Source organism: Mesorhizobium sp. 43Arga (assembly GCF_053714255.1).
Map to the genome: position 1 here is coordinate 379,737 of NZ_JBSKBO010000004.1, position 23,095 is coordinate 402,831.

General features: G+C 63.2%; 16 protein-coding genes. 11 read left to right on the top strand and 5 right to left on the bottom strand.

Annotated elements, in window-relative coordinates; all coding sequences use genetic code 11:
• Positions 1-84 precede the first annotated feature (84 nt).
• The 7 genes from ACWGS8_RS17455 to bglA all read left to right on the top strand — a co-directional run bounded on the left by ACWGS8_RS17455 (position 85) and on the right by bglA (position 13,205).
• Positions 85-2,553: a glycogen/starch/alpha-glucan phosphorylase gene (locus tag ACWGS8_RS17455; protein ID WP_454582088.1), complete on the top strand. Its 2,469-nt coding sequence runs from the start codon at positions 85-87 to the stop codon at positions 2,551-2,553.
• Positions 2,554-2,659: 106 nt separating this feature from the next.
• Positions 2,660-4,879, top strand: coding sequence for a 1,4-alpha-glucan branching protein GlgB (glgB, locus tag ACWGS8_RS17460; RefSeq protein WP_454582089.1), 2,220 nt, complete (start codon positions 2,660-2,662; stop codon positions 4,877-4,879).
• A 34-nt stretch (positions 4,880-4,913) separates the two neighbouring features.
• Positions 4,914-6,179, top strand: a complete 1,266-nt coding sequence (glgC, locus tag ACWGS8_RS17465) for a glucose-1-phosphate adenylyltransferase (RefSeq protein WP_454582090.1) — start codon at positions 4,914-4,916, stop codon at positions 6,177-6,179.
• Positions 6,180-6,263: 84 nt separating this feature from the next.
• Positions 6,264-7,709, top strand: coding sequence for a glycogen synthase GlgA (gene glgA / locus ACWGS8_RS17470; RefSeq protein ID WP_454582091.1), 1,446 nt, complete (start codon positions 6,264-6,266; stop codon positions 7,707-7,709).
• Between the two features lie 3 nt (positions 7,710-7,712).
• The gene (locus ACWGS8_RS17475) at positions 7,713-9,341 is read left to right on the top strand and encodes an alpha-D-glucose phosphate-specific phosphoglucomutase (protein WP_454582092.1); all 1,629 of its coding nucleotides are present in this window, start codon (positions 7,713-7,715) and stop codon (positions 9,339-9,341) included.
• A gap of 172 nt (positions 9,342-9,513) precedes the next feature.
• Positions 9,514-11,571, top strand: a complete 2,058-nt coding sequence (gene glgX, locus ACWGS8_RS17480) for a glycogen debranching protein GlgX (protein ID WP_454582093.1) — start codon at positions 9,514-9,516, stop codon at positions 11,569-11,571.
• The gene (gene bglA, locus ACWGS8_RS17485) at positions 11,571-13,205 is read left to right on the top strand and encodes a beta-galactosidase BglA (RefSeq protein WP_454582094.1); all 1,635 of its coding nucleotides are present in this window, start codon (positions 11,571-11,573) and stop codon (positions 13,203-13,205) included. Before glgX ends, bglA begins: the two co-directional genes overlap by 1 nt.
• 51 nt (positions 13,206-13,256) lie before the next feature.
• Here the strand turns inward: bglA and ACWGS8_RS17490 are convergent, their stop codons facing one another.
• Both ACWGS8_RS17490 and ACWGS8_RS17495 read right to left on the bottom strand, forming a co-directional pair.
• Complete coding sequence (locus ACWGS8_RS17490; RefSeq protein ID WP_454582095.1) at positions 13,257-15,026, bottom strand: hypothetical protein; 1,770 nt, start codon at positions 15,024-15,026, stop codon at positions 13,257-13,259.
• On the bottom strand, positions 15,026-15,472 hold the full coding sequence (locus tag ACWGS8_RS17495) for a TadE/TadG family type IV pilus assembly protein (RefSeq protein WP_454582096.1): 447 nt from the start codon (positions 15,470-15,472) through the stop codon (positions 15,026-15,028). Before ACWGS8_RS17495 ends, ACWGS8_RS17490 begins: the two co-directional genes overlap by 1 nt.
• A gap of 282 nt (positions 15,473-15,754) precedes the next feature.
• Between ACWGS8_RS17495 and ACWGS8_RS17500 the strand changes: the two genes are divergently transcribed.
• The 4 genes from ACWGS8_RS17500 to ACWGS8_RS17515 all read left to right on the top strand — a co-directional run bounded on the left by ACWGS8_RS17500 (position 15,755) and on the right by ACWGS8_RS17515 (position 21,184).
• A complete protein-coding gene (locus ACWGS8_RS17500) occupies positions 15,755-17,347 on the top strand; it encodes a peptide ABC transporter substrate-binding protein (RefSeq protein ID WP_454582097.1) in 1,593 nt (530 codons plus the stop codon).
• Between the two features lie 162 nt (positions 17,348-17,509).
• Positions 17,510-18,433, top strand: a complete 924-nt coding sequence (locus ACWGS8_RS17505; protein ID WP_069091716.1) for an ABC transporter permease subunit — start codon at positions 17,510-17,512, stop codon at positions 18,431-18,433.
• On the top strand, positions 18,426-19,547 hold the full coding sequence (locus ACWGS8_RS17510) for an ABC transporter permease (protein WP_454582098.1): 1,122 nt from the start codon (positions 18,426-18,428) through the stop codon (positions 19,545-19,547). The genes ACWGS8_RS17505 and ACWGS8_RS17510 overlap by 8 nt, the downstream gene beginning before the upstream one ends.
• Positions 19,548-19,564: 17 nt before the next feature.
• Positions 19,565-21,184: an ABC transporter ATP-binding protein gene (locus ACWGS8_RS17515; RefSeq protein ID WP_454582099.1), complete on the top strand. Its 1,620-nt coding sequence runs from the start codon at positions 19,565-19,567 to the stop codon at positions 21,182-21,184.
• A 43-nt stretch (positions 21,185-21,227) separates the two neighbouring features.
• Here ACWGS8_RS17515 and ACWGS8_RS17520 read toward each other — a convergent pair whose 3' ends face one another.
• From ACWGS8_RS17520 to ACWGS8_RS17530, 3 genes are all read right to left on the bottom strand, one after another.
• On the bottom strand, positions 21,228-21,572 hold the full coding sequence (locus ACWGS8_RS17520; protein ID WP_454582100.1) for a hypothetical protein: 345 nt from the start codon (positions 21,570-21,572) through the stop codon (positions 21,228-21,230).
• A gap of 322 nt (positions 21,573-21,894) precedes the next feature.
• Positions 21,895-22,269, bottom strand: a complete 375-nt coding sequence (locus tag ACWGS8_RS17525; protein WP_454582101.1) for a hypothetical protein — start codon at positions 22,267-22,269, stop codon at positions 21,895-21,897.
• A gap of 67 nt (positions 22,270-22,336) precedes the next feature.
• Entirely contained in the window at positions 22,337-22,558 is a 222-nt protein-coding gene (locus tag ACWGS8_RS17530; protein ID WP_454582102.1) for a hypothetical protein, read from the bottom strand.
• Positions 22,559-23,095: the final 537 nt, after the last annotated feature.

Here is a 23,095-nt window from a genome sequence, read left to right on the forward strand (position 1 = left end):
TTGAATATATGCTGCAATGCGGTAGCATGGGCTGGGATGAATGGTAAAAGCCGGTATGATCGTTGCAACCGCACGAGAGGCAGCATGACGCGCGCAATGACATCCGAAACCCTTCCGCCACTGCTCGAAAATCCTGATCCGAAGACGCTCGCAACGGAAGTCCTGGTGGCCCTCAAATACCGGGTCGGCAAGGACACCACCGTTGCGACCCAGTACGACTGGCTGACAGCCTCGATCAAGGTCGTGCGCGACCGCATCGTCGATCGCTGGATGCAGGCAACCAAGGAAGCCTATGACCAGCAGGAAAAGCGCGTCTACTATCTGTCGCTGGAGTTCCTCATCGGCCGCCTGATGCGCGACGCCTTCTCCAATCTTGGCCTGATGGACAATATGCGCGAGGCGCTGTCGTCGCTCGGCGTCGACCTCGATCTCATCGCGGCGCTCGAACCCGATGCCGCGCTTGGCAATGGCGGCCTTGGCCGGCTTGCCGCCTGCTTCATGGAAAGCATGGCGACCGTCGACATTCCCGCGCATGGCTATGGCATCCGCTACGCCAACGGCATGTTCCGCCAGGAGATCCACGACGGCTGGCAGGTCGAACTGCCCGAGACCTGGCTCGATCATGGCAACCCCTGGGAGTTCGAACGGCGCGAACGCTCCTTCGAAGTCGGCTTCGGCGGTTCGGTGGAGTCCATCACGTCAAAGGACGGCCGGCTCGAACGCCACGTCTGGAAGCCGACCGAACATGTCCTGGCTGTCGCCTACGACACGCCTGTCGTCGGCTGGCGGGGCAATCGCGTCAACACGCTGCGGCTGTGGTCGGGCATGCCGGTCGATCCGATCCTGCTCGACAAGTTCAATGCCGGCGACCACATCGGCGCGCTCGCCGAAAGCAACAAGGCGGACGCGCTCTCGCGCGTGCTTTACCCCGCCGATTCCCACATGGCCGGGCAGGAGCTCAGGCTGCGGCAGGAGTATTTCTTCTCGACCGCCTCGCTGCAGGACATCGTGCAGCGCCATCTTAGCCAGTATGGCGACCTGAAGTCGCTGCCCGACAAGGCGGCGATCCACTTGAACGACACCCATCCGGCGATCGCCGTGCCGGAGCTGATGCGGCTGTTGATGGATGTCCACGGCATGGACTTCGACCTCGCCTGGGACATAACCAAGCGCACCTTCGGCTATACCAACCACACGCTTCTTCCCGAAGCGCTGGAAAGCTGGCCGGTGCCGCTGTTCGAGCGGCTTTTGCCGCGCCATATGCAGATCGTCTACGCCATCAACGCGCAGGTGCTTCTGGAGGCACGCGCCACAGACCAGTTTTCGGGCGAGCAGATCAGCCATATTTCGCTGATCCAGGAAAATGGCGACCGCCGCGTGCGCATGGGCAATCTGGCCTTTGTCGGCTCGCACTCGATCAATGGTGTGTCGGCGCTGCATACCGAGCTGATGAAGGAAACGGTGTTCGCCGAGCTGCACAAGCTCTATCCCGATCGCATCAACAACAAGACCAACGGCATCACGCCGCGGCGCTGGCTGATCCAGTGCAACCCCGGGCTGACCTCGCTCGCCCGCGAGGCGATCGGTGATCGTTTTCTCGACGACATCGACGCCATCAAAGGGCTCGACGGCTTTGCCGACGATAGCGCGTTCCGCGAGAAGTTCGCGGGCGTCAAGCGCCAGAACAAGGCGCGGCTGGCCAATCTCGTCGCCGACCGGCTGGGCATCAAGGTCGATCCCTCGGCGCTGTTCGACATCCAGGTCAAGCGCATCCATGAGTACAAGCGCCAGCTCCTCAACATCCTCGAGGCGATCGCGCTCTACGACCAGATCCGCTCGCATCCCGAGCGCGACTGGATGCCGCGTGTAAAATTCTTCGGCGGCAAGGCGGCGCCCAGCTACCACAACGCCAAGCTGATCATCAAACTCGCCAATGATGTCGCCAGGGTCATCAACCGCGATCCGGCGGTCCGCGGCTTGCTGAAAGTGGTGTTCGTGCCGAACTACAATGTCAGCCTGGCCGAGGTCATGATGCCGGCCGCCGACCTGTCAGAGCAGATATCGACCGCGGGCATGGAAGCGTCGGGGACCGGCAACATGAAGTTCGCGCTCAACGGCGCGCTGACTATCGGCACGCTCGACGGCGCCAATGTCGAGATCAAGGAATGCGTCGGCGACGACAACATCTTCATCTTCGGCCTGACCACGGCCGAAGTCGCCGAGCGGCGCAACAATGGCTACAACCCGCGGGCCGTGATCGAAGGCTCGCCCGAACTGTCGCAGGCGGTCGCGGCCGTTTCCTCGGGCGTCTTTTCGCCTGATGACCCGGACCGTTACCGCGAGCTCATCAACGGCCTCTACACCAGCGACTGGTTCATGGTCGCCGCCGATTTCGACGCCTACGCCGCTGCCCAGCGTGATGTCGACGCTGTTTGGCGCAACAGCCCGGACTGGTATGCCAGGGCAATCCGCAATGTTGCGCGCGTCGGCTGGTTCTCGTCCGATCGCACCATCCGCCAATACGCGAAAGAAATCTGGAACGTGCCTGCCTGATGTGATTGCATGAGGCCACGAACAATGTGGTCCCGGTGACGTGGGTTGGATGCCAACTCATATCATCAGAAATAGACACCTGGTGCCCTGGGAGGGACACTGCCTGATGAGGAAGCCGCGCGTGACCGCTGCGACAAGCGGGCCGGACGGACTGGCGCCAGCCAGCGATGTTGCGGCGATTGTCGCCGGTACGCACGGAGATCCGTTCGCGGTCCTCGGTGTCCATGAGGTCGGCAAAGGCCTTTTTGCCCGTTGTTTCGTTCCCCATGCCGAGACCGTCACTGCCTATACGCTGACGGGCATCGAGGCCGGTGCGTTGTCCAGGCGAGACGATGCCGGCTTCTTCGAAGGCAGGCTGTCGATCAAGAAGCGGCAGCCGCTGCGCTATCACGCGCGTAATGCCGGCGGTGACTGGTGGCTGACCGATCCTTATTCGTTCGGCCCGGTTCTCGGCCCGATGGACGATTACTATATCGCCGAAGGTTCGCATCTCAGGCTGTTCGACAAGCTTGGCGCGCACGTCATCGAACACGAAGGCGCTACCGGCGTGCATTTCGCCGTCTGGGCTCCCAACGCAAAACGCGTCTCGGTGGTCGGCGATTTCAACGACTGGGACGGCCGGCGCCACACGATGCGCGATCGCCGCGACACCGGCATATGGGAGGTGTTCATCCCCGACATCGGTGCCGGGCGACCCTACAAATACGAGATCATTGGACCCGATGGCGTCAGGCTGCCGCTGAAGGCCGATCCGTTTGCGTTCAAATCCGAACTGCGTCCCGCCACGGCTTCGGTTGTCGCCGTGCCGCCGGCGCATGAGTGGGGCGACGAGGCGCATCGCAACTACTGGCGCAATGCCGATCCCCGGCGCGAAGCCGTCTCGATCTACGAGGTCCACGCCGGATCCTGGCAGCTTCACGACGATGGCACGTTCCTGTCATGGGACGAACTGGCCGACCGGCTGATCCCCTATGTGGTCGAGACGGGGTTCACCCACATCGAGTTCATGCCGATTTCCGAGCACCCCTATGACCCGTCCTGGGGCTATCAGACGACCGGCCTCTATGCGCCGTCGGCCCGTTTCGGCGATCCGGACGGCTTTGCCCGTTTCGTCGATGGCGCGCACCGCGCCGGCGTCGGCGTCATCCTCGACTGGGTGCCGGCGCATTTCCCGGTCGACGCGCATGGCCTGGCCCATTTCGACGGCACCGCGCTCTATGAACATGCCGATCCGCGCAAGGGTTTTCATCCCGACTGGAACACCGCGATCTACAATTTCGGCCGCCGCGAGGTGGTGTCGTTCCTGGTCAACAACGCGCTGTTTTGGGCCGAGAAATATCATGTCGACGGTTTGCGCGTCGATGCGGTCGCCTCGATGCTCTACCTCGACTATTCGCGCAAGGCCGGCGAGTGGATCCCCAATGAGAAGGGCGGCCGCGAGAACCTCGAGGCGGTCTCTTTCCTGCAGAAGATGAACAAGGAGGTGTACGGCCACCATCCCGGCGTCATGACCGTCGCCGAGGAATCGACTTCATGGCCGAAGGTTTCGGCGCCGGTGCATGAAGGCGGGCTGGGCTTCGGCTTCAAGTGGAACATGGGCTTCATGCATGACACGCTGGAGTATTTCTCCAAGGAGCCGATTTTCCGCAAGCATCACCACAACGACCTGACTTTTGGCCTGACCTATGCCTTCTCGGAAAATTTCGTGTTGCCGCTCTCGCATGACGAGGTCGTGCATGGCAAAGGCACGCTGCTGGGCAAGATGGCCGGAGACGACTGGCAGAAATTCGCGACCTTGCGCGCCTATTACGGCTTCATGTGGGGCTATCCCGGCAAGAAGCTCCTGTTCATGGGGCAGGAATTCGCGCAGCGCCGCGAATGGAGCGAGGCGCGCGCGCTCGACTGGAACCTGCTCGATTTCCGCGCGCATCGCGGCGTCTGGCAGACCGTGCGCGATCTCAACTATCTCTACCGGTCGCGCCCGGCGCTGCACGGCCGCGACTGCGAGCCGGAAGGGTTTTCCTGGCTGATCGTCGATGACAGCCAGAATTCGGTTTTCGCCTGGGTGCGCAACGCGCCGGGTGGCAGCCCGGTGGCCGTCATCTCCAACTTCACGCCGGTGCCGCGCGACAATTATCGCGTGCCGCTGCCGAAGGCCGGCAAGTGGCGCGAGATCATCAACACCGACGCATCCGAATATGGCGGCTCCGGCATGGGCAATGGCGGCATGGTCGAGGCAAGGGCGGAAGGCAAGAGCATCTCGGCAACGATGCTTCTGCCGCCGCTGTCGACAATCATGCTCGAACTCGTTGCCGAGGCTGACTAACAGGGCGAGACTTGAGTAACTTGGGAGGGTAGAAATGGCAGACTTGAAACGGACCCAGCCGCTGGCGCGCGATGCCATGGCCTATGTACTGGCCGGCGGCCGTGGCAGCCGCCTCAAGGAACTGACCGACCGTCGCGCCAAGCCGGCGGTCTATTTCGGCGGCAAGACACGCATCATCGACTTCGCGCTCTCCAACGCGCTGAACTCCGGCATTCGCCGCCTCGGCGTCGCCACGCAGTACAAGGCGCATTCGCTGATCCGCCACCTGCAGCGCGGCTGGAACTTCCTGCGGCCGGAAAGAAACGAGAGTTTCGACATCCTGCCGGCCAGCCAGCGCGTCTCGGAAACGCAATGGTATGAAGGCACGGCCGATGCCGTCTACCAGAACATCGACATCATCGAGGCCTATAGCCCCGAATACATGGTCATCCTCGCCGGCGACCACATCTACAAGATGGACTACGAGATGATGCTGCGTCAGCACGTCGACGCCAATGCCGACGTGACCGTCGGCTGCCTCGAAGTGCCGCGCATGGAGGCCACCGGCTTTGGCGTCATGCATGTCGATGCCAAGGACAACATTATCGCCTTCGTCGAAAAGCCCGCCGATCCGCCCGGCATTCCGGGCAATCCGGACTTCGCCTTGGCCTCGATGGGCATCTACGTCTTCAAGACCAAGTTCCTGATGGAGCAGTTGCGCCGCGACGCCGCCGAGCCGGGCTCAAGCCGCGATTTCGGCAAGGACATCATCCCCTATATTGTCCAGCACGGGAAGGCGATCGCGCACCGTTTCACCAAGTCCTGCGTGCGCTCGACCGCCGAGAACGAAGCCTACTGGCGCGATGTCGGAACGGTCGACGCCTATTGGGAAGCCAATATCGACCTGACCGACGTGACGCCGGAGCTCGACCTCTACGACCGCGACTGGCCGATCTGGACCTATGCCGAGTTGAAGCCGCCGGCAAAATTCGTCCATGACGAGGATGGCAGGCGCGGCTCGGCCGTTTCCTCGCTGGTCTCGGGCGATTGCATCGTCTCCGGCGCGACGCTGAAGAAGAGCCTGATCTTCACCGGCGCGCGTATCAATTCCTATTCGACGCTGGAAGAGGTCGTCATGCTGCCCGACGTTCATGTCGGCCGGAACGCAAAGTTGAAGCGCGTCGTCATCGACCACGGTGTAAGGATACCGGAGGGGCTGGTGGTCGGCGAGGATCCCGCGCTCGACGCCAAGCGCTTCCGCGTTTCGGAGAAGGGCATCTGCCTGGTCACGCAGGACATGATCAACAAACTCGGGCTCTAGAGCAATTCCGCGAAAAGTGCGAAACGGTTTTCCGTCCGGGGAATTGCCTGGAAATAAAGAATTGGACAGGATCGGGATAGACGCATGCAGGTTCTGTCGGTCACGCCCGAAATCTTCCCGCTGATCAAGACCGGCGGGCTTGCCGACGTGACCGGTGCGCTGCCCGTCGCGCTGGCAGCCAAGGGCGTGACCATGCGCACGCTCATTCCAGGCTTTCCCGTGGTGATGGATGCCTTCAAGAAAAAGAAGACTGTTTACCAATACCCGCTGCTGCAGGGCGGCAAGGCTTCGATCCATGCTGTCCAGATCGCCGGGCTCGATCTTTTCGTGCTCGACGCGCCGCATCTCTTCGACCGCCCGGGCGGTCCCTACGGCAACGCTGCGGGCGCCGACTGGCCGGACAATTGGCGGCGCTTCGCGGCACTGAGCCAGGCCGGCGCCGATATCGCCGGCGGCGCCGTCTCCGGCTACCTGCCCGACATCGTCCATGCCCATGACTGGCAGTCGGCGATGACGCTGGCCTATATGCGCTACGGCAAGGCGGTCGGCACGCCGTCGATGATGACCGTCCACAATCTCGCCTTCCAGGGCCAGTTCGGCGCCGGCATCTTCGGCGAACTCGGCCTGCCGGCGGTGGCGATGGCGCTTGACGGCGTCGAATATTATGGCGGCGTCGGCTTCCTCAAGGCCGGCCTGCAGGCAGCCTGGGCGATCACCACGGTCAGCCCGACCTATGCGCAGGAGATCCGCTCGCCGGAATTCGGCATGGGCCTCGACGGCCTGATCAACATGCGCTCCAGCGATCTCTATGGCATCGTCAACGGCATCGACACCGCCATCTGGGATCCGGAGACGGACAAGCATCTGGTGTCGAACTATACGGCCGCAACGCTCAAGGCACGGGCGCCGAACAGGGCGGCTGTTGAGGAGCGTTTCGGCCTCGACCGCGACGACAGCCCGATCGTCTGCGTCATCAGCCGGCTGACCTGGCAGAAGGGCATGGACATTTTGGCGACGGTGATCGATGGCATCGTCGCGACCGGGGCGCGGCTGACCATACTGGGCTCGGGCGACGCCGGCCTCGAAGGCGCGCTGCTTGCCGCCGCCGCACGCCACCGTGGCCGCATCGGCGTGGTAATAGGCTATGACGAAGGGCTGTCGCACACCATGCAGGGCGGTTGCGACGCCATCATCATCCCGTCACGCTTCGAACCCTGCGGACTGACGCAGCTCTACGGCCTGCGCTACGGCTGCGTGCCGATGGTCGCCCGCACCGGCGGCCTTGCCGACACCATCATCGACGCCAACGAAGCGGCGATGGCGGCCCGCGTGGCCACAGGGTTCCAGTTTGCTCCCAACAATGGCGGCGCGATGCTGCACGCCATACGCCGCCTGGTCGATGCCTACGCCGATCCCGCGGCCTTCGAGACCATCCAGCGCCAGGGCATGAAGGCCGATGTGTCATGGGACAAGAGCGCGGAAAAATATCTTGAACTCTATCGCCTGCTGCTTTCGAAAAGGGTTGCCTGAAGCATGATACGGACCGTCCCCACCAAGCCCTATTCAGACCAGAAGCCCGGCACGTCGGGCCTGCGCAAGAAAGTGCCCGTGTTCCAGCAGGAGCACTATGCCGAGAACTTCATCCAGTCGATCGTCGACGCGCTGGACGGCTTCCAGGGCAAGACGCTGGTGATCGGCGGCGACGGCCGCTTCTACAACCGCGAGGTCATCCAGAAGGCCATCGCCATGGCGGCGGCCAACGGCTTCGGCAAGGTGATGGTCGGGCAGGGCGGCATATTGTCGACGCCGGCCGCCTCGCATGTCATCCGCAAATACAAGACCTTCGGCGGCATCATCCTGTCGGCCAGCCACAATCCCGGCGGCCCGCATGAGGATTTCGGCATCAAGTACAATGCCGGCAATGGCGGCCCGGCGCCGGAAAAGCTGACCGACGCCATCTTCGCCAAGACCAAGGCGATATCGAGCTTCAAGACATCCGACATCGATCCGATAGACATCGACACGATCGGCACCGTCAAGGCCGCCGGCATGACGGTCGAGATCATCGATCCGGTCGCCGATTATGCCGAGCTGATGGAAAGCCTGTTCGATTTCGACGCGCTGCGTAGACTGTTCAGATCGGGCTTCCGCATGCGCTTCGACGCCATGCATGCGGTGACCGGTCCCTATGCCAAGGAAATCCTCGAGAACCGGCTTGGAGCGCCCAGCGGCACTTGCCGCAATTTCAAGCCGCTGCCGGATTTCGGCGGCCATCATCCGGATCCGAACCTGGTGCACGCCAAGCATCTCTATGACGAGATGATGGGGCCGGACGCGCCGGATTTTGGTGCGGCTTCCGACGGTGACGGCGACCGCAATTTGATCATCGGCAAGGGCATTTTCGTCACCCCGTCGGATTCGGTGGCGATGCTTGCCGCCAATGCCCGTCTGGCGCCCGGCTACAAGGACGGGCTGAAGGGCATCGCCCGTTCGATGCCGACCAGTGGCGCCGCCGATCGCGTCGCCGAAAAACTCGGCATCGGCATCTACGAGACGCCGACCGGCTGGAAGTTCTTCGGCAATCTGCTCGATGCCGGCATGGCGACGATTTGCGGCGAGGAGAGCGCCGGCACCGGCTCCAACCATGTGCGCGAAAAGGACGGCCTGTGGGCGGTGCTGTTGTGGCTCAACATCCTCGCCGCGCGCGGCGAAAGCTGCAAGCAGGTCGTCACCGAGCACTGGGCGGCCTACGGGCGCAACTACTATTCGCGCCACGACTATGAGGAGGTCGAGAGCGACCGCGCCAATGCACTGGTCGACGAACTCAGGGCCAAGCTCGGTTCGCTGCCCGGCACCAGCGTGCGCGGCCTGAAGATCGCCAAGGCCGACGATTTCGCCTATCACGACCCGGTCGACGGCTCGACCAGCGAACACCAGGGCATCAGGATCCTGTTCGAAGGCGGCTCGCGCGTCGTCTTCCGGCTTTCCGGCACCGGCACGTCCGGCGCGACGCTGCGCGTCTATATCGAGCGCTACGAGCCGGACAAGGCCAGGCACGATCTCGACACGCAGGCAGCCCTTGCCGACCTTATCGCGGCCGCCGACGACATCGCCGGGATCAAGAGCCACACCGGCCGCAACAAGCCGAGCGTGATTACTTGAGAGTGGTGCGGCGCGCCTTTCCTTCTCCCCTTGTGGGAGAAGGTGGATCGGCGCGTAGCGCCGAGACGGATGAGGGGTGCGTGACGGATCGCGGTCCTTGCCAAGCTGGAGCACCCCTCATCCGTCGCCTTCGGCGACACCTTCTCCCACAAGGGGAGAAGGTGGGGCCCGCATGACCCAGCTCGGCGCCACCGTCACCCCCGAAGGTATCCGCTTTGCCGTGTGGTCCTTGTCGGCTCGTCGCCTCTGGGTCTCGATCTTCGACGAGCACGGAAACCGTGAACTCGACCGGCTGGAACTGCAGCCGGAAGGCGAGAGGGTGCACGCGCTGTTCGTCTCCGGCCTCGCCCCGGGAACGCGGTATGGCTTTCGCGCCGATGGCGACTATGCGCCCGATCGCGGGTTGTGGTTCGACCCGGACAAGCTGCTCACCGATCCCTACGCCGTCGAAATCGACCGCCCCTATGCCTATCACTGGCGGCTCGCCGCGCGGCGCAACGAGGGCTCCGACACCGCCCCGTTGATGCCCAAGACCGTGGCGAAAGCCTTGCCCGAAGCGGTGCATGCGCTGCCGCCGCTGTTCCGCCCGGGCGGCCTGATCTACGAGGTGCCGGTGCGCGCCTTCACCAAGCTGCATCCGGACATTCCGCAAGCGCAGCGCGGCACGATCGCGGCGCTTGCTCATCCTGTCGTCATCGAGCACTTGCAAAGGCTGGGCGTTTCGGCCGCCGAACTGATGCCGGTGACGGCGTCGATCGACGAGCGGCATCTGCCGCCGCTGGGCCTCAGCAATGCCTGGGGCTACAATCCTGTTACCTTCATGGCGCTCGACCCGCGTCTCGCGCCCGGCGGCCTCAATGAATTGCGCGACACCGTGGCGGCGTTGCGCAAGGCCGGCATCGGCACCATCCTCGATCTCGTCTTCAACCACACGGGCGAAAGCGACCGGCTGGGGCCGACGCTGTCGCTGCGCGGGCTCGACAACCAGGCCTACTACCGGCACCAGCCGGATGGCAGGCTGGTCAATGACACCGGCACCGGCAACACTGTCGCCTGCGATCATCCGGTGGTGCGGGACATGGTGCTCGACACGCTGCGCCACTTTGTCCGCCATGCCGGCGTCGATGGCTTCCGCTTCGATCTGGCGCCGGTGCTGGGCCGCGTCGACGGCGTATTCGATCCCGCGGCGCCCTTGCTCGAGGCGATCGCCGTCGACCCGGTGCTCGCCGATCGCGTGCTGATCGCGGAGCCCTGGGATATCGGCCCTGACGGCTATCAACTCGGCAACTTCCCGGCGCGCTTCCTCGAATGGAACGATCGCTATCGCGACGATGCCAGGCGATTCTGGCGCGGCGATGCCGGCGCGGTGGGAGCGCTGGCGACGCGGCTTGCCGGCTCGTCCGATGTTTTTGGCAAGGCCAGCCAGCCAGCCAGCCGCACGGTCAATTTCATCGCCGCCCATGACGGCATGACGCTGGCCGATCTCGTCGCCCATGAGCGCAAGCACAACCAGGCCAATGGCGAGCAGAACCGCGACGGCCACAACGACAATCTGTCCTGGAACAATGGCGCCGAGGGCGAGACGGACAGCGCGGCGATCGCCAAAGCGCGATTCGACGACCAGTGCGCGCTGCTCGCCACGCTGTTTGCCTCGCGCGGCACCATCATGCTGACGGCGGGCGACGAGTTCGGCCGCTCGCAGAAGGGCAACAACAACGCCTATGCGCAGGACAATGCCATCACCTGGCTCGACTGGGCCGGCCGCGACCAGGTGCTGGAGCGCTACGCATCGGCGCTCGGCATGCTGCGCAGTGCCGTCCCCGCGCTGTCGGACACGCATTTCTTCACGGGAAAACCGGCCGATGCTTCAGGCATCCCGGACGTCGCCTGGCTGACCGAGACCGGCATGTCGCTTGCCGGGGCGGACTGGAACGACCCCGCCCGGCACCGCCTCGTCATGCTGCTTCGCGACGCAGGCGGCCGCCTTGCCGTCATCATCAACGGCGATCGCCGTCAATGCGTCTTCACCTTGCCCGAACGGGAAGGCTTCCACTGGCGGCCGGCGATCGAGACGCAGGCGATCGACCTCGCGCGGCCGCTGCCGGGCCGCAGCGTCCATTTCATGGCAGAGCATCGGACCGAAAAGTGGCAACCGGTTTTCGGGCAATCCGATGCAAACAAAAATAGTTCGCGCCGGACCGCAAAGGGCCGCGCCAGGAAGGGGTCGTGATGGCCGATGACAATGCGGGGCAGGGGGCCGAATGGTGGCGCGGCTGCGTCATCTACCAGGTCTATCCGCGCTCCTTCCAGGACACGACCGGCGACGGCAGCGGCGATCTCAAAGGTATCACCACGCGGCTTGCCCACATCGACTCGCTCGGCGTCGATGCCGTCTGGCTGTCGCCCTTCTTCAAGTCGCCAATGGCCGACATGGGCTACGACGTTTCGGACTATCGCGACGTCGACCCGATGTTCGGTTCGCTGGAGGATTTCGACGCTCTGGTCGCCGAAGCGCACCGGCTGGGCCTGAAGGTCGTCATCGACCAGGTCCTGTCGCACTCATCCGACAAACATGAGTGGTTCGTCGAAAGCCGCGCCAGCCGCGACAATCCCAAGGCCGACTGGTACGTCTGGGCGGATGCGAAACCCGACGGCAACGCGCCCAACAACTGGCTGTCCGTCTTCGGCGGCCCGGCCTGGGAGTGGGATTCGACCCGCCGGCAATATTACATGCACAATTTCCTCGCCTCGCAGCCCGATCTGAATTTCCATAATCCGGAGGTCCAGGACGCGCTGCTGGACACGGTGCGCTTCTGGCTCGAGCGCGGCGTCGACGGTTTCCGGCTCGATACGGTCAACTACTATGTCCACGACCGCTGGCTGCGCAGCAATCCGCCCTTGGCGTCGAGCGTCGCCGGCACCAATGGCGAGACCAACACCTACCTTTACCAGGAGCATCTGTTCGACAAGACGCAGCCGGAAAACCTGGCTTTCCTCAGGCGTTTCCGGGCGTTGCTCGACGAATATCCAGACCGCGCGGCCGTCGGCGAAATCGGCGATGAGGGCCGCTCTCTGCAGACGCTGGCCGCCTACACCTCCGGCGGCGACAAGCTGCAGATGTGCTACACCTTCGATCTGCTCGGTCCGCAATTTTCGGCGGCGCATGTGCGCGGCTGCGTCGAGGCCTTCGAACATGCGGTCGCCGACGGCTGGGTCTGCTGGGCGTTTTCCAACCATGACGTGGTGCGCCATGTCAGCCGCTGGACAGGGCCGGACGGCGATGCGGACGCGGTGGCCAGATTCTCGATCATGCTGCTCGCCTGCCTGCGCGGTTCGATCTGCCTCTATCAGGGCGAGGAGCTCGGCCTGGAGGAGGCGGAGCTTGCCTATGAGGATCTGCGCGATCCCGTCGGCATCCGCTTCTGGCCCGGTGTGAAGGGCAGGGATGGCTGCCGCACACCGATGGTCTGGGAGGCCGGCGCCAACAATGCGGGTTTCTCGACGGCCAGGCCCTGGCTGCCGGTCCCCGCCAGCCATCGCGCCCGTGCCGCCGATGTGCAGAACGGCAACGAGCAATCGGTGCTGTCCGCCTACCGCTCGACGCTTGCCTTGCGCCGGCGCCATCGCGCGCTGGTCAGCGGTTCGATCCGCTTTCTCGACGCCGACGGCGACGTGCTGGCCTTCATCCGCGAAGGCGGCGGTCAGAGGCTGCTCTGTGTCTTCAATTTCGCTGCAGAGCCGGCGAATTGGCCCTTGCCACCGGATATTGGCGCTGTCGCTGCTGTCCTGGCTGGCACCGCTGTTGTCGAGGAAGAAGCGCTCTCGCTGCCGACTGTCGGTTGCTTCCTTGGCCGGCTCGACTGACTGGCGGTTCGACCGCGCCTTGGCCAAGCGATCCGCTTGGCCACGAAAACCTTACTGAACGAGCACCGCCCGTCCGCAGGTCGCACCGGTGACGCGCACGTCGGCCTGGCCGACGCCGACACCCAGGGCGGACAGCACATTGTAAAGCAAGTCGTCGACCGGCCCCGTTACGGTGTTGAGCAGGGTCACCACCGCCGGTTTGACCGTTCCGAGCAAGGAGCTGAGATCGATACCGAGACCAAGCACGTTGGCGGAAAGCGACAGGTTGTTGACCAGCGACGTGGTGAGCGACTGCGAGATGTTGCGCGTCGAAACGGTTTTCACCGTCTTGTTGGCAATGTCGGTTGCGTTGAAGGTCAAGGTCTGCGGGCTGTTGTTGGTGATCGCGGTCGCGGCCGAGCCCATCACCTGGATCAGGGGGATGTTGATCAGCAACAGATGAACGCTCACATCTGCGATGTCGGCATCGGTGAAGGTCTGCGGCTGGCTGAAATCGGCGAAGCCGGAGGGATTGTTGCTGTTGGCCAGGTTCAGTTGGGCGACGCCCGGGTGTGCGGCGATGGAAACGCTGATGCTGGAAGGCCCTGTCGGACAGGTGATGTCGGTCAGCTTGGCCTCGGCATAGGCGACTTCGACATTGAGCGGCAGGTTAACGGCGAGCAGGCTGATGCCGCCGCCGAGGCCTGGCGTGCCGACACCGACGGTGGCCGTCAGTTTGATGCGCGTCTGAGCGGTCCGCACGACGGTGCCGATGCCATCGACCGCCAGCCAGGGCGAGGATTGCGGCGGCTGCCCAATGGCGATGTTGAGCTTGGTCGAGAGCAGTCCCGGGATGGTGGCGCCGAGATCGAGCGCGGCCTGGTTGGTGCCGTTGGCGAGCACGGCGGCGGCAGTCAGCATTCCCATGGCGCTTGCGTCGACGCCGAGGCCGGAAGGCTGTTGCCCGAGCCCCAGGCTGCCGACGGAGCCGAGATCGACAAGGCTGCTGAGCGGGATCTTGACCGTGCTGGTCGATTTGGAGGCGATGGTCTGCAGGGCGACCTTGGCCGTATTGCCGAGGCCAGGGACGTTGGCCATGGCGGTGGCGATCTGGCCGACGGTCGCTTTCGAGGCCAGCACGTCCGAATAGGTGCCGGCCGTGATGTTCAATTGTGTGGCGAGCGCGCTGATGAAGGACAACACGCTGACATCGGCAGAGATCAGCCCGTTATAATCCATGACGCTGAGGGAGATGTTGCCGCCGAGGAGCCCGCTCAGCAAAGCATTGAGGATGCCGCCATTGACGCTGAGCAGTCTCGACCCCACCGAGAATGTCGCCTGCGGCGTCATGCTGGCCGTAGCCTGGGTGCCGATGACCGGAGTGGGGATGAGCGAGCTCGCGAAATAGCGGGCGGGGACTTTCGCCAGCGTGACACGCACCGCATTGTAGGGTGTCACACCCGCCTGGAAGCGCTGGGTGACATTGGTGGTCGTCGAGGCATATCGGCCTTGCGTGACCGTCACCACCGTCTTGTCGACGGCCGGGGCGATGGTCTGGCCCGAGGCTTGAACGACGACACCCGGCATGCCGTTGTCGGTGAGCGCGGTGACGACCGCCGTATTGACATTGTTGATGTTCGAGGCGGCGGTGATGGCCGCCAGATCGACCATCGCCTGGGCTTGCCGGCGCTCGGAGTAGATGGACGCTTCATCGATGGCCACCGCGGCCAGCGCCAGCGCGACCGGCGCGCTCAGCGCGGTCATGACGGCGAAGTTCGCCTTCCTGTCCCGCACCATCGACCGTGCAAGCCGACCGATGCGCTCGCGCGCACGCTGCAGCATCAGATACCCCCAACCCTGATTGTTGACTGACGCTTGATGGTGGTCCCCGGCATGGCTATGCCCGGGAAGAGATTCCAGATCGGCAGGTTGCGCGCATCGTACGAGATCGACACCACGAACTGGCTGCCGTCGGCCACACTGTCATTGGCCTGGTAGGTCAGTTTGCTGGCGTCCACGAAGGGGTAACCACCGGCATTGTTGGCGAGGAAGGCGGCCACGAGCGTCTGCCGCTCGGTCTGGTTCAACCCGGCTATCGCCGTCCGGGCGGCATCCGCTGCGATCTGCTGGATCGAGTTGGCGGCACCAAAATAGATACCGTACGCAACCATTCCGAGTAGAAGAAGGATAAAGAGCGGCGATAGCAGCGCGAACTCGACCGCCGAGGTTCCCGAACTATCTGTTCGGAACGCGCGCCTTCGGAGCCTGAAAATGAGGTTCTCAACCATGATACCAGCATGCCCAAGTTCGCATGCAAAAGCGAAAACTCTGGGTACAACCCGAGGATGCGTGCGATTGAAAACGCCGTTCTAATTTAGCTGTTGCTTCTTCGATTCTGCGGATTGACTTAGGGTCAATCAGTACTCGGTTGAAAAGAGCTTACCTCCTGTCTAGTCTCCTGCCACCAGCTGCCGGGGGGAACCGGCGGCGCGCTCGAAGGAACCAGGCATCGGTTCCGGGGCGTCAACACTTAAAGGCGTGCCGACGGCTGCGCCCACAGGGAGAACTTCATGCTGAAAAACATGCTGAAGGCGACGGTATTCGCCACCACCATGGCGGTAGCCGCCGGCGCGTTCTACACGCCGGCGTTCGCCGAGAGCGTCTATAACAGGGGCACCGCCGCCGAATCGGAGTCGGTCGACCCGCACAAGACCTCGACGGTCTATGAAGCCAATGTGCTGCGCGACCTGTTCCAGGGTCTGGTCATGCAGGACCAGAAGGCAAACCTCATTCCCGGCGCCGCCGAAAGCTGGACGGTGTCGGATGACGGCACCGTCTACACCTTCAAGCTGCGCAAGGACGGCAAGTGGTCTGACGGCAGCCCGGTGACGGCGGACGACTTCGTCTACGCCTTCCATCGGCTGGAAGATCCGGCGACCGGCGCCGAATACGCCTCGATGCTGTATCCGGTGAAGGGTGCCGAGGACGTCAACACCAAGAAAGGCAAGCCCGAGGATATGGGCGTCAAGGCAATCGACGCCAACACCCTCGAGGTGACCCTGAAGGCGCCGACGCCCTACTTCCTCGAGATGCTGACCCACCAGGCGACCTATCCGGTCAACAAGGCTTCGATTGAGAAACTCGGCGCCGACTGGATCAAGCCCGGCAATCTCGTCTCGAACGGCGCCTACACGCTGGCCGAATGGGTTCCCAACGACCACATGAAGCTGGTCAAGAATCCGAAATTCTGGGACGCCGCGACCGTCAAGTTCGACGTGGTCAACTACATCCCGACCGAAGACCGCTCATCGGCGATGAAGCGCTTCGAGGCCGGCGAACTCGACAGCTATGACGATCTGCCGACCGAACAGCTCGCCGACCTCAAGACCAAGTTCGGCGACCAGATCCATGTCGGCCCGTATCTCGGCACCTATTACTACGCGATCAAGACCGACAAGGCGCCGTGGAACAACCCCGAACTGCGCAACGCCATCTCGATGGCGATCGACCGCGACTTCATCGCCGAAAAGGTCTGGCAGAACTCGATGCTGCCCGGCTATTCGATGGTGCCTCCCGGCATCGAGGGCTACACGCCCGCAATGGCCAAATACGCCGACATGCCGCAGATCGACCGCGAGGACGCAGCCAAGAAAATCCTCGAGAAACTCGGCTACACGCCCGAACATCCGCTGAAGATGGAAATCCGCTACAACACCTCGGAGAACCACAAGAACACCGCGGTCGCCATCCAGGAACAGCTGAAGCCGCTTGGCATCGACGTTACGCTGCTCAACACCGACACCAAGACGCACTACTCCTTCCTCGAGCAGAAGGGCAACTATGACGTGGCGCGTGCCGCCTGGATCGCCGACTACAAGGATCCGGAAACCTTCCTTGGCATCTCGCGCAAGGCGAGCGGCAACAACTACTCGAACTACAACAGCCCGGCCTATGAAGCGGCCATGGACAAGGCAGCCGCCGCCGGCGGCAAGCCCGAGGAGCGCATGAAGGAGCTCTCCGAGGCCGAGCGCATTCTCGTCGACGATGTCGGCCAGATCCCGCTGCTCTACTACAGCTACCACGACATCGTGTCCTCGAAGCTGCATGGCTTCGTCGACAATGTGATGGACGTCCATCCGTCGCGTTTCGTCAGCAAGGATTGATCCCTGGCCAAGCCGCCGCGCACTTCGTGCGCGGCGGTGCTGGTTTGCCATCGCATCGGCCGGGAAGCGCAATCAATTTTCGGAAAATCCGGTGCGAAGATTTGAAGGCTGGAGCACAATGGTCCCATCGGACAGGCGTGTTCCGGATCAAGTGGGGCACCGATGCTGCGATATGTATTCCGGCGGCTTTTGACCGCCATACCGACGCTGTTCGTCATCGTGACGATGGCGTTCTTCCTGATGCGCGTCGCGCCGGGCGGGCCATTCAACCAGGAGCGGGGGCTGAGTCCCGAGATCAAGGCCAATCTTGAAGCCCAGTTCGGCCTCAGCGATCCGCTCTGGCTGCAATATGTCCACTATCTCGGCAATCTCTTACGCGGCAATTTCGGCCCGAGCTACAACATGCCGGATTTCACCGTCACCGAATTGTTTGCCAAGGGACTGCCCATTTCGGTGCAACTCGGCGCCTCTGCGCTGATCCTGGCGCTGCTGCTCGGTTCCGTGCTTGGCACCATTGCCGCGCTCAACCAGAACAAGCTTGGCGACTATACGGTGATTGCGCTGGCCACGGCCGGCAGCACCATCCCCACCTTCGTCATCGCGCCGGTGATCCAGCTTCTCTTCGGGCTGACCTGGAAGCTCCTGCCGATCGGCGGCTGGGGCGATGGCGCCTTCATCAACAAGGTCGGCCCGGTGCTGACGCTTGCCTTGCCGCAGATCGCCATCGTCGCCCGCCTCATGCGCGGCTCGATGATCGAATCGCTGCGCTCCCATCACATCCGCACCGCCCGCGCGCTCGGCCTTTCCGACTGGTCGGTGGTGGTCAAGCACGCCTTGCGCGGCGCCATCTTGCCGATCGTTTCGTTCACCGGCCCCGCGGCGGCTGCCCTTTTGACCGGCTCCGTCATCGTCGAGACGATCTTTTCCATCCCGGGCGTCGGCCGCTATTTCGTCGATGCCGCGCTCAACCGCGACTACACGTTGGTGATGGGAACGGTGGTGGTGATCGCCATCTTCACCATCGTCTTCAACTTGATCGTCGACGTCATGTACGCGGTCGTCGACCCGAGGGTGCGCTATGACTGACATCGCAGCCACTGCTCCCGCTATCGTCGGCCGCTCGCTATGGGGCGATGCCTGGGCGCGCCTCAAGGCCAACCGCGCCGCCATGTTCAGCCTCTACTACCTCGCCTTGATCGGGCTTGTCAGCGTGTTTGGCCCCTGGTTCGTGCCGCATCAGTACACGACCATCTATGCCGACTATGTGCGCATGCCGCCAAGCCTGACAGCCTATCCGAAGCCTGACATGATCGAGTCCGCGCTCAATGATGCGATCAAGCGCATGCGGGTCGATGTCAAGGAATGGCACCAGGAGGGCGATCACATCTTCGTCACGGTCAAGTCGACCAAGCCGATCGATGACCGCAATATCCGCTACCTCGACCGCTCCGATGCCTTTGACGACACCAAGATCGAGAGCAAGTCGCCCGACGGTCTCGAAGTGACGATGAGCGCATCGGTCAAGCAGCAATATTTCCTGTTCGGCACCGACAACACAGGCCGCGATCTGCTCTCGCGTACGCTGATGGCCGGGCGCATCTCACTGGCCATCGGCCTGCTCGCCGGCGTCGTGGCGGTGGTGATCGGGGTGATCTATGGCGCCGCCGCGGGCTTCTCCGGCGGCAAGATCGACGAGGTGATGATGCGCATCGTCGATGTGCTCTACTCCTTGCCGTTCATCTTCTTCGTCATCATGCTGGTGGTGTTTTTCGGCCGCAACTTCGTGCTGATGTTCCTGGCCGTGGGGGCAGTGCTGTGGCTCGACATGGCGCGCATCGTGCGCGGCCAGGCGCTGTCGATCCGCCGCCAGGAATATGTCCAGGCGGCGGAGGCCATGGGCGTCGGCCAGCGCGGCATCCTGCTGCGCCATGTCATCCCCAATCTGCTCGGTCCGGTCGTCATCTACATGACCTTGCTGGTGCCGCAGGTCATCATCCTGGAGAGTTTCCTGTCGTTCCTCGGCCTTGGCGTGCAGGAGCCGATGACCAGCTGGGGCGTGCTGATCTCGGTCGGCGCCAAGAACATCGGCACCGCCAACTGGCTGCTCCTGTTTCCTGCTTTCTTCCTCGTCTCGACGCTGTTTGCGCTGAACTTCGTCGGCGACGGCCTGCGTGACGCACTCGACCCGAGAGATCGATAAAGATGGGAACCGCTGACATGGCCACCCCCGAAACGATCCTCAGCGTCAAGGACCTGCGCGTCCGCTTCCGCACGCTCGACGGTGCGGTCGAAGCGGTGAAGGGCATCAACATCCACGTCAATGCCGGCGAGACCGTCGCCGTGGTCGGCGAGTCCGGCTCCGGCAAGAGCCAGACGATGATGGCGGCGATGAGCCTGCTCGCCTCGAACGGTGAAGCAACGGGCAGCGTCGACTATCGCGGCCGCAACCTGCTGACGCTGAGCAAATCCGACTTGAACAAGGTGCGTGGCGCCAAGATCAGCATGATCTTCCAGGAGCCGATGACCTCGCTCGATCCGCTCTATTCGATCGGCAATCAGCTGATCGAACCGATCCGCAGGCATCGCGGCCTGACTGCCGCCGAAGCACGCGAAGAGGCGCTCAAGCTCTTGCGGCTGGTGCATATTCCCGATCCGGAGCGGCGGATGAAATCCTATCCGCACGAAATGTCCGGCGGCCAGCGCCAGCGTGTGATGATCGCCATGGCGCTGGCCAACGACCCGGACATATTGATCGCCGACGAGCCGACCACGGCGCTCGACGTGACCATCCAGGCGCAGATCCTGATGCTGCTCGCCGAATTGCAGCGCAAGCTCGGCATGGCGATCGTCTTCATCACTCACGATCTCGGCATCGTCCGGCGCTTCGCCGACCGGGTCTATGTCATGCGCCAGGGCGAGGTGGTCGAGGAGGGCGAGGCGGGAGCGATCTTCGCCAACCCGCAGCACGCCTACACCAAGATGCTGCTGGCGGCCGAGCCGACGGGAAGTAAGGCGCCGCCGCCCGCCAATGCCCCCGTGGTGCTCGAAGGCAAGCATGTCGAAGTCACATTCAGGATCGGCGGCGGGTTTCTGGCGGGCGAGCCGCTGATGCTGCGCGCCGTCGACGACATTTCGATCCGGCTACAGCGCAACCAGACCATCGGCATTGTCGGCGAATCCGGTTCGGGCAAATCGACGCTCGGCCGCGCTCTGCTGCGGCTGCTGCCGAGCGATGGCTTGATCCGCTTCGGCGATCGCGACATTTCCACCGCCGACCGCCAGGCGATGCGGCCGTTGCGGCGCCAGATGCAGCTCGTCTTCCAGGACCCGTTCGGCTCGCTGTCGCCGCGCATGACTGTCGGCCAGGTCATCACCGAAGGGCTGCTTGTGCATGAGCCCAACCTTTCGGGCAAGCAGCGCGATCAGCGCGCGATCGAGGCCTTGCGGGAAGTCGGCCTCGATCCCAACGCCCGCAACCGCTACCCGCACGAATTTTCCGGCGGCCAGCGGCAGCGTATCGCCATTGCCCGCGCCATGATCCTCAAACCCAAAATGGTCGTGCTGGACGAGCCCACCTCGGCGCTTGATCGCTCGGTGCAGAAGCAGATCGTCGAACTGTTGCGCAAGCTGCAGGCGGACCATGAACTGTCCTACCTCTTCATCAGCCACGATCTCGCCGTGGTACGCGCGATGGCCGACTACATCATCGTCATGAAGCAAGGCAAGATCGTCGAGGAGGGGCCGACCGAGGCGATCTTCAGCAACCCGCAAGCGCCTTACACGCAGACGCTCATGAACGCGGCGATCGATGTGACGCGCTTTCGGCTGAGCGCCTGACACGCCGCTTCAGGTGAAGGCAATCATCATGGCGTCTGTTCGCTCAGCCTGCTGACCTCGGGCAATTACGCGCCCGCGCGGCGGCAATGGCATCCTGCTGCTGCTTCAGCCGGTCGATCCTGGCTGTTTCACGGTTGGCGACAGCGGTCTTCACCCGCGAGCCGCCAAGCAGCCAGCGCGGAACGCTGGTGTTGGCGACCTTGCCGCGGGTGATGGCGGTTTGTGAGATTTCGCGGGCCTTTTCGCCCAGCGCGCTGTTGAGCTCGGTGCAGCTCATTTTGTCGTACGTCGCCGGATCGGCGGTCCTGCCGATCGACGAGCAGCCGGTAACGAGAAGTACCGCAATCAAAAGAACCGGTGTCAAGGCCGTCGTTGAGATCAAATTCATGTCAGCACCAGGCTCGCCGTTTCGTTGGCTCCATCATGCCATGGACCTATCTGGAGCCAACGATCATTTCGTCAAAGATTGGCTAGCGAAAGAGCCCTGCCGGCATGGGCCACAGGGCCAGCCGATGCGGGAGCGTTCTCGGCCACTCGAAGTTGGTGGCCGTCGAGTGTCTAAATTCAATCACTGGAGGCGTAGAGGGTCCGCCCCTGACGACGTCGGGGCGGCCTTTCGTCGATCCTTGGCCGACGGTGCGACCTCAGCGGCTCGCGCTGGTGTGGCGCCAGGCCTTCCTGCCGCGCCGTTCGTTCAGTCTGCCTGAAATTCAGGCTGCTTCGGCGATGAATGCGGTGGGACCGCAACCGCCAAGCACTGCCTGGGCGATGTCGGTTTCATTTTCATAGACATGCGCCGTCACCAAGACGATGCCCTCGGCAACGCTTGGATCATCTGGCTTTGCCGCCGTGGTCATGAAGGCTCCGAGCAGCCCGCCGGCAGCGCCGCCGCAGACCGCGCAAACCAGTGCTGTTGCCGGCAGTCCGGCCGGTAGAGAACTGACGCCGTAGACGGCCATGGCGCTCAGGCAAGCCAATGCCGCACCAACTGTACCGAGGATGACACTTGGAGACCTTAGGACTGCAAGTTCGTCCTGGTAGGGCCCGATGATGGCAATCTGAACGCGGGGAACACCGACCGCCATCAGCTCTCCAGCAATCCGGGCGGCTTCGGCGTGGGAATCAAAAAGCTTGCTGATTGTCCGCATGGTCTCAGAGCGGTTTCTCGTCAAGCAACCTGCCGGCAACGAAGGATGCGGCGATTAAGTCGTCGCCATCAATGCTGCCTCGCTCGTCGACCATCATGGCCGCGACCTTTTGGAAGGTCTTCATATCGCTCATGGTAATCCGGGCCTGCCGCATTCTGACTTTAAGGTCAGCTACGCGCACCCCCAACACATCGGATTGTATGGCCTCACTGTTCGACACGTTCATCCAGTTTCGCTTCCTCGTTTGATCGTCCTCGCGCCCAACCACTCGAAACAAGGTCGCAGCGAAAACGTTCCCTGGCTGGGCTTCGGTCCGGTGGGGCGCCGGACCTTGGTCCGGCCGCAAAATGCAATGGTCCTGCCTGTGGTGCTGCTGGGAACAGCCGTCGTTCGTGGCCGTTGTCGGCTACGCCCGGGAGGAAGCTAATGGACAAGAGTGTTGGCCAGGCGCGCTGGTTGCTCGCAGTGATCTTCGCCATGCCCATCACCTTCATGGCGATTGGAATAGCCTTTGGCTGACCATCCCAGAGTATTTGGCAGATTGGCGCAGCTACGTCCCTTCCTGCGCTGATAGGGTTCGCCCGCCGCGCCCGCGTGACGGGCGAACCCTAAATGTCTGCAGGCGGCATAGCCGGCATTCCAGCCTAAGAGGCGAGACTGCGCGACTTTTTTCGGAGGGGTTGAATGGCATCACACGGCTGCCCGCAGTTGATGCCTTGTGTCGGCAAGCCAGATCGTCAGTGACATTTCAGGTTTCTTCCAG

Bases quoted from the DNA above. Each gene is read 5' to 3' on its own strand.
- ACWGS8_RS17455 (WP_454582088.1), top strand. From the start codon at position 85: ATGACGCGCGCAATGACATCCGAAACCCTTCCGCCACTGCTCGAAAAT.
- glgB (WP_454582089.1), top strand. From the start codon at position 2,660: ATGAGGAAGCCGCGCGTGACCGCTGCGACAAGCGGGCCGGACGGACTG.
- glgC (WP_454582090.1), top strand. From the start codon at position 4,914: ATGGCAGACTTGAAACGGACCCAGCCGCTGGCGCGCGATGCCATGGCC.
- glgA (WP_454582091.1), top strand. From the start codon at position 6,264: ATGCAGGTTCTGTCGGTCACGCCCGAAATCTTCCCGCTGATCAAGACC.
- ACWGS8_RS17475 (WP_454582092.1), top strand. From the start codon at position 7,713: ATGATACGGACCGTCCCCACCAAGCCCTATTCAGACCAGAAGCCCGGC.
- glgX (WP_454582093.1), top strand. From the start codon at position 9,514: ATGACCCAGCTCGGCGCCACCGTCACCCCCGAAGGTATCCGCTTTGCC.
- bglA (WP_454582094.1), top strand. From the start codon at position 11,571: ATGGCCGATGACAATGCGGGGCAGGGGGCCGAATGGTGGCGCGGCTGC.
- ACWGS8_RS17490 (WP_454582095.1), bottom strand. From the start codon at position 15,026: ATGCTGCAGCGTGCGCGCGAGCGCATCGGTCGGCTTGCACGGTCGATG.
- ACWGS8_RS17495 (WP_454582096.1), bottom strand. From the start codon at position 15,472: ATGGTTGAGAACCTCATTTTCAGGCTCCGAAGGCGCGCGTTCCGAACA.
- ACWGS8_RS17500 (WP_454582097.1), top strand. From the start codon at position 15,755: ATGCTGAAAAACATGCTGAAGGCGACGGTATTCGCCACCACCATGGCG.
- ACWGS8_RS17505 (WP_069091716.1), top strand. From the start codon at position 17,510: ATGCTGCGATATGTATTCCGGCGGCTTTTGACCGCCATACCGACGCTG.
- ACWGS8_RS17510 (WP_454582098.1), top strand. From the start codon at position 18,426: ATGACTGACATCGCAGCCACTGCTCCCGCTATCGTCGGCCGCTCGCTA.
- ACWGS8_RS17515 (WP_454582099.1), top strand. From the start codon at position 19,565: ATGGCCACCCCCGAAACGATCCTCAGCGTCAAGGACCTGCGCGTCCGC.
- ACWGS8_RS17520 (WP_454582100.1), bottom strand. From the start codon at position 21,572: ATGAATTTGATCTCAACGACGGCCTTGACACCGGTTCTTTTGATTGCG.
- ACWGS8_RS17525 (WP_454582101.1), bottom strand. From the start codon at position 22,269: ATGGCGGTCGGTGTTCCCCGCGTTCAGATTGCCATCATCGGGCCCTAC.
- ACWGS8_RS17530 (WP_454582102.1), bottom strand. From the start codon at position 22,558: ATGAACGTGTCGAACAGTGAGGCCATACAATCCGATGTGTTGGGGGTG.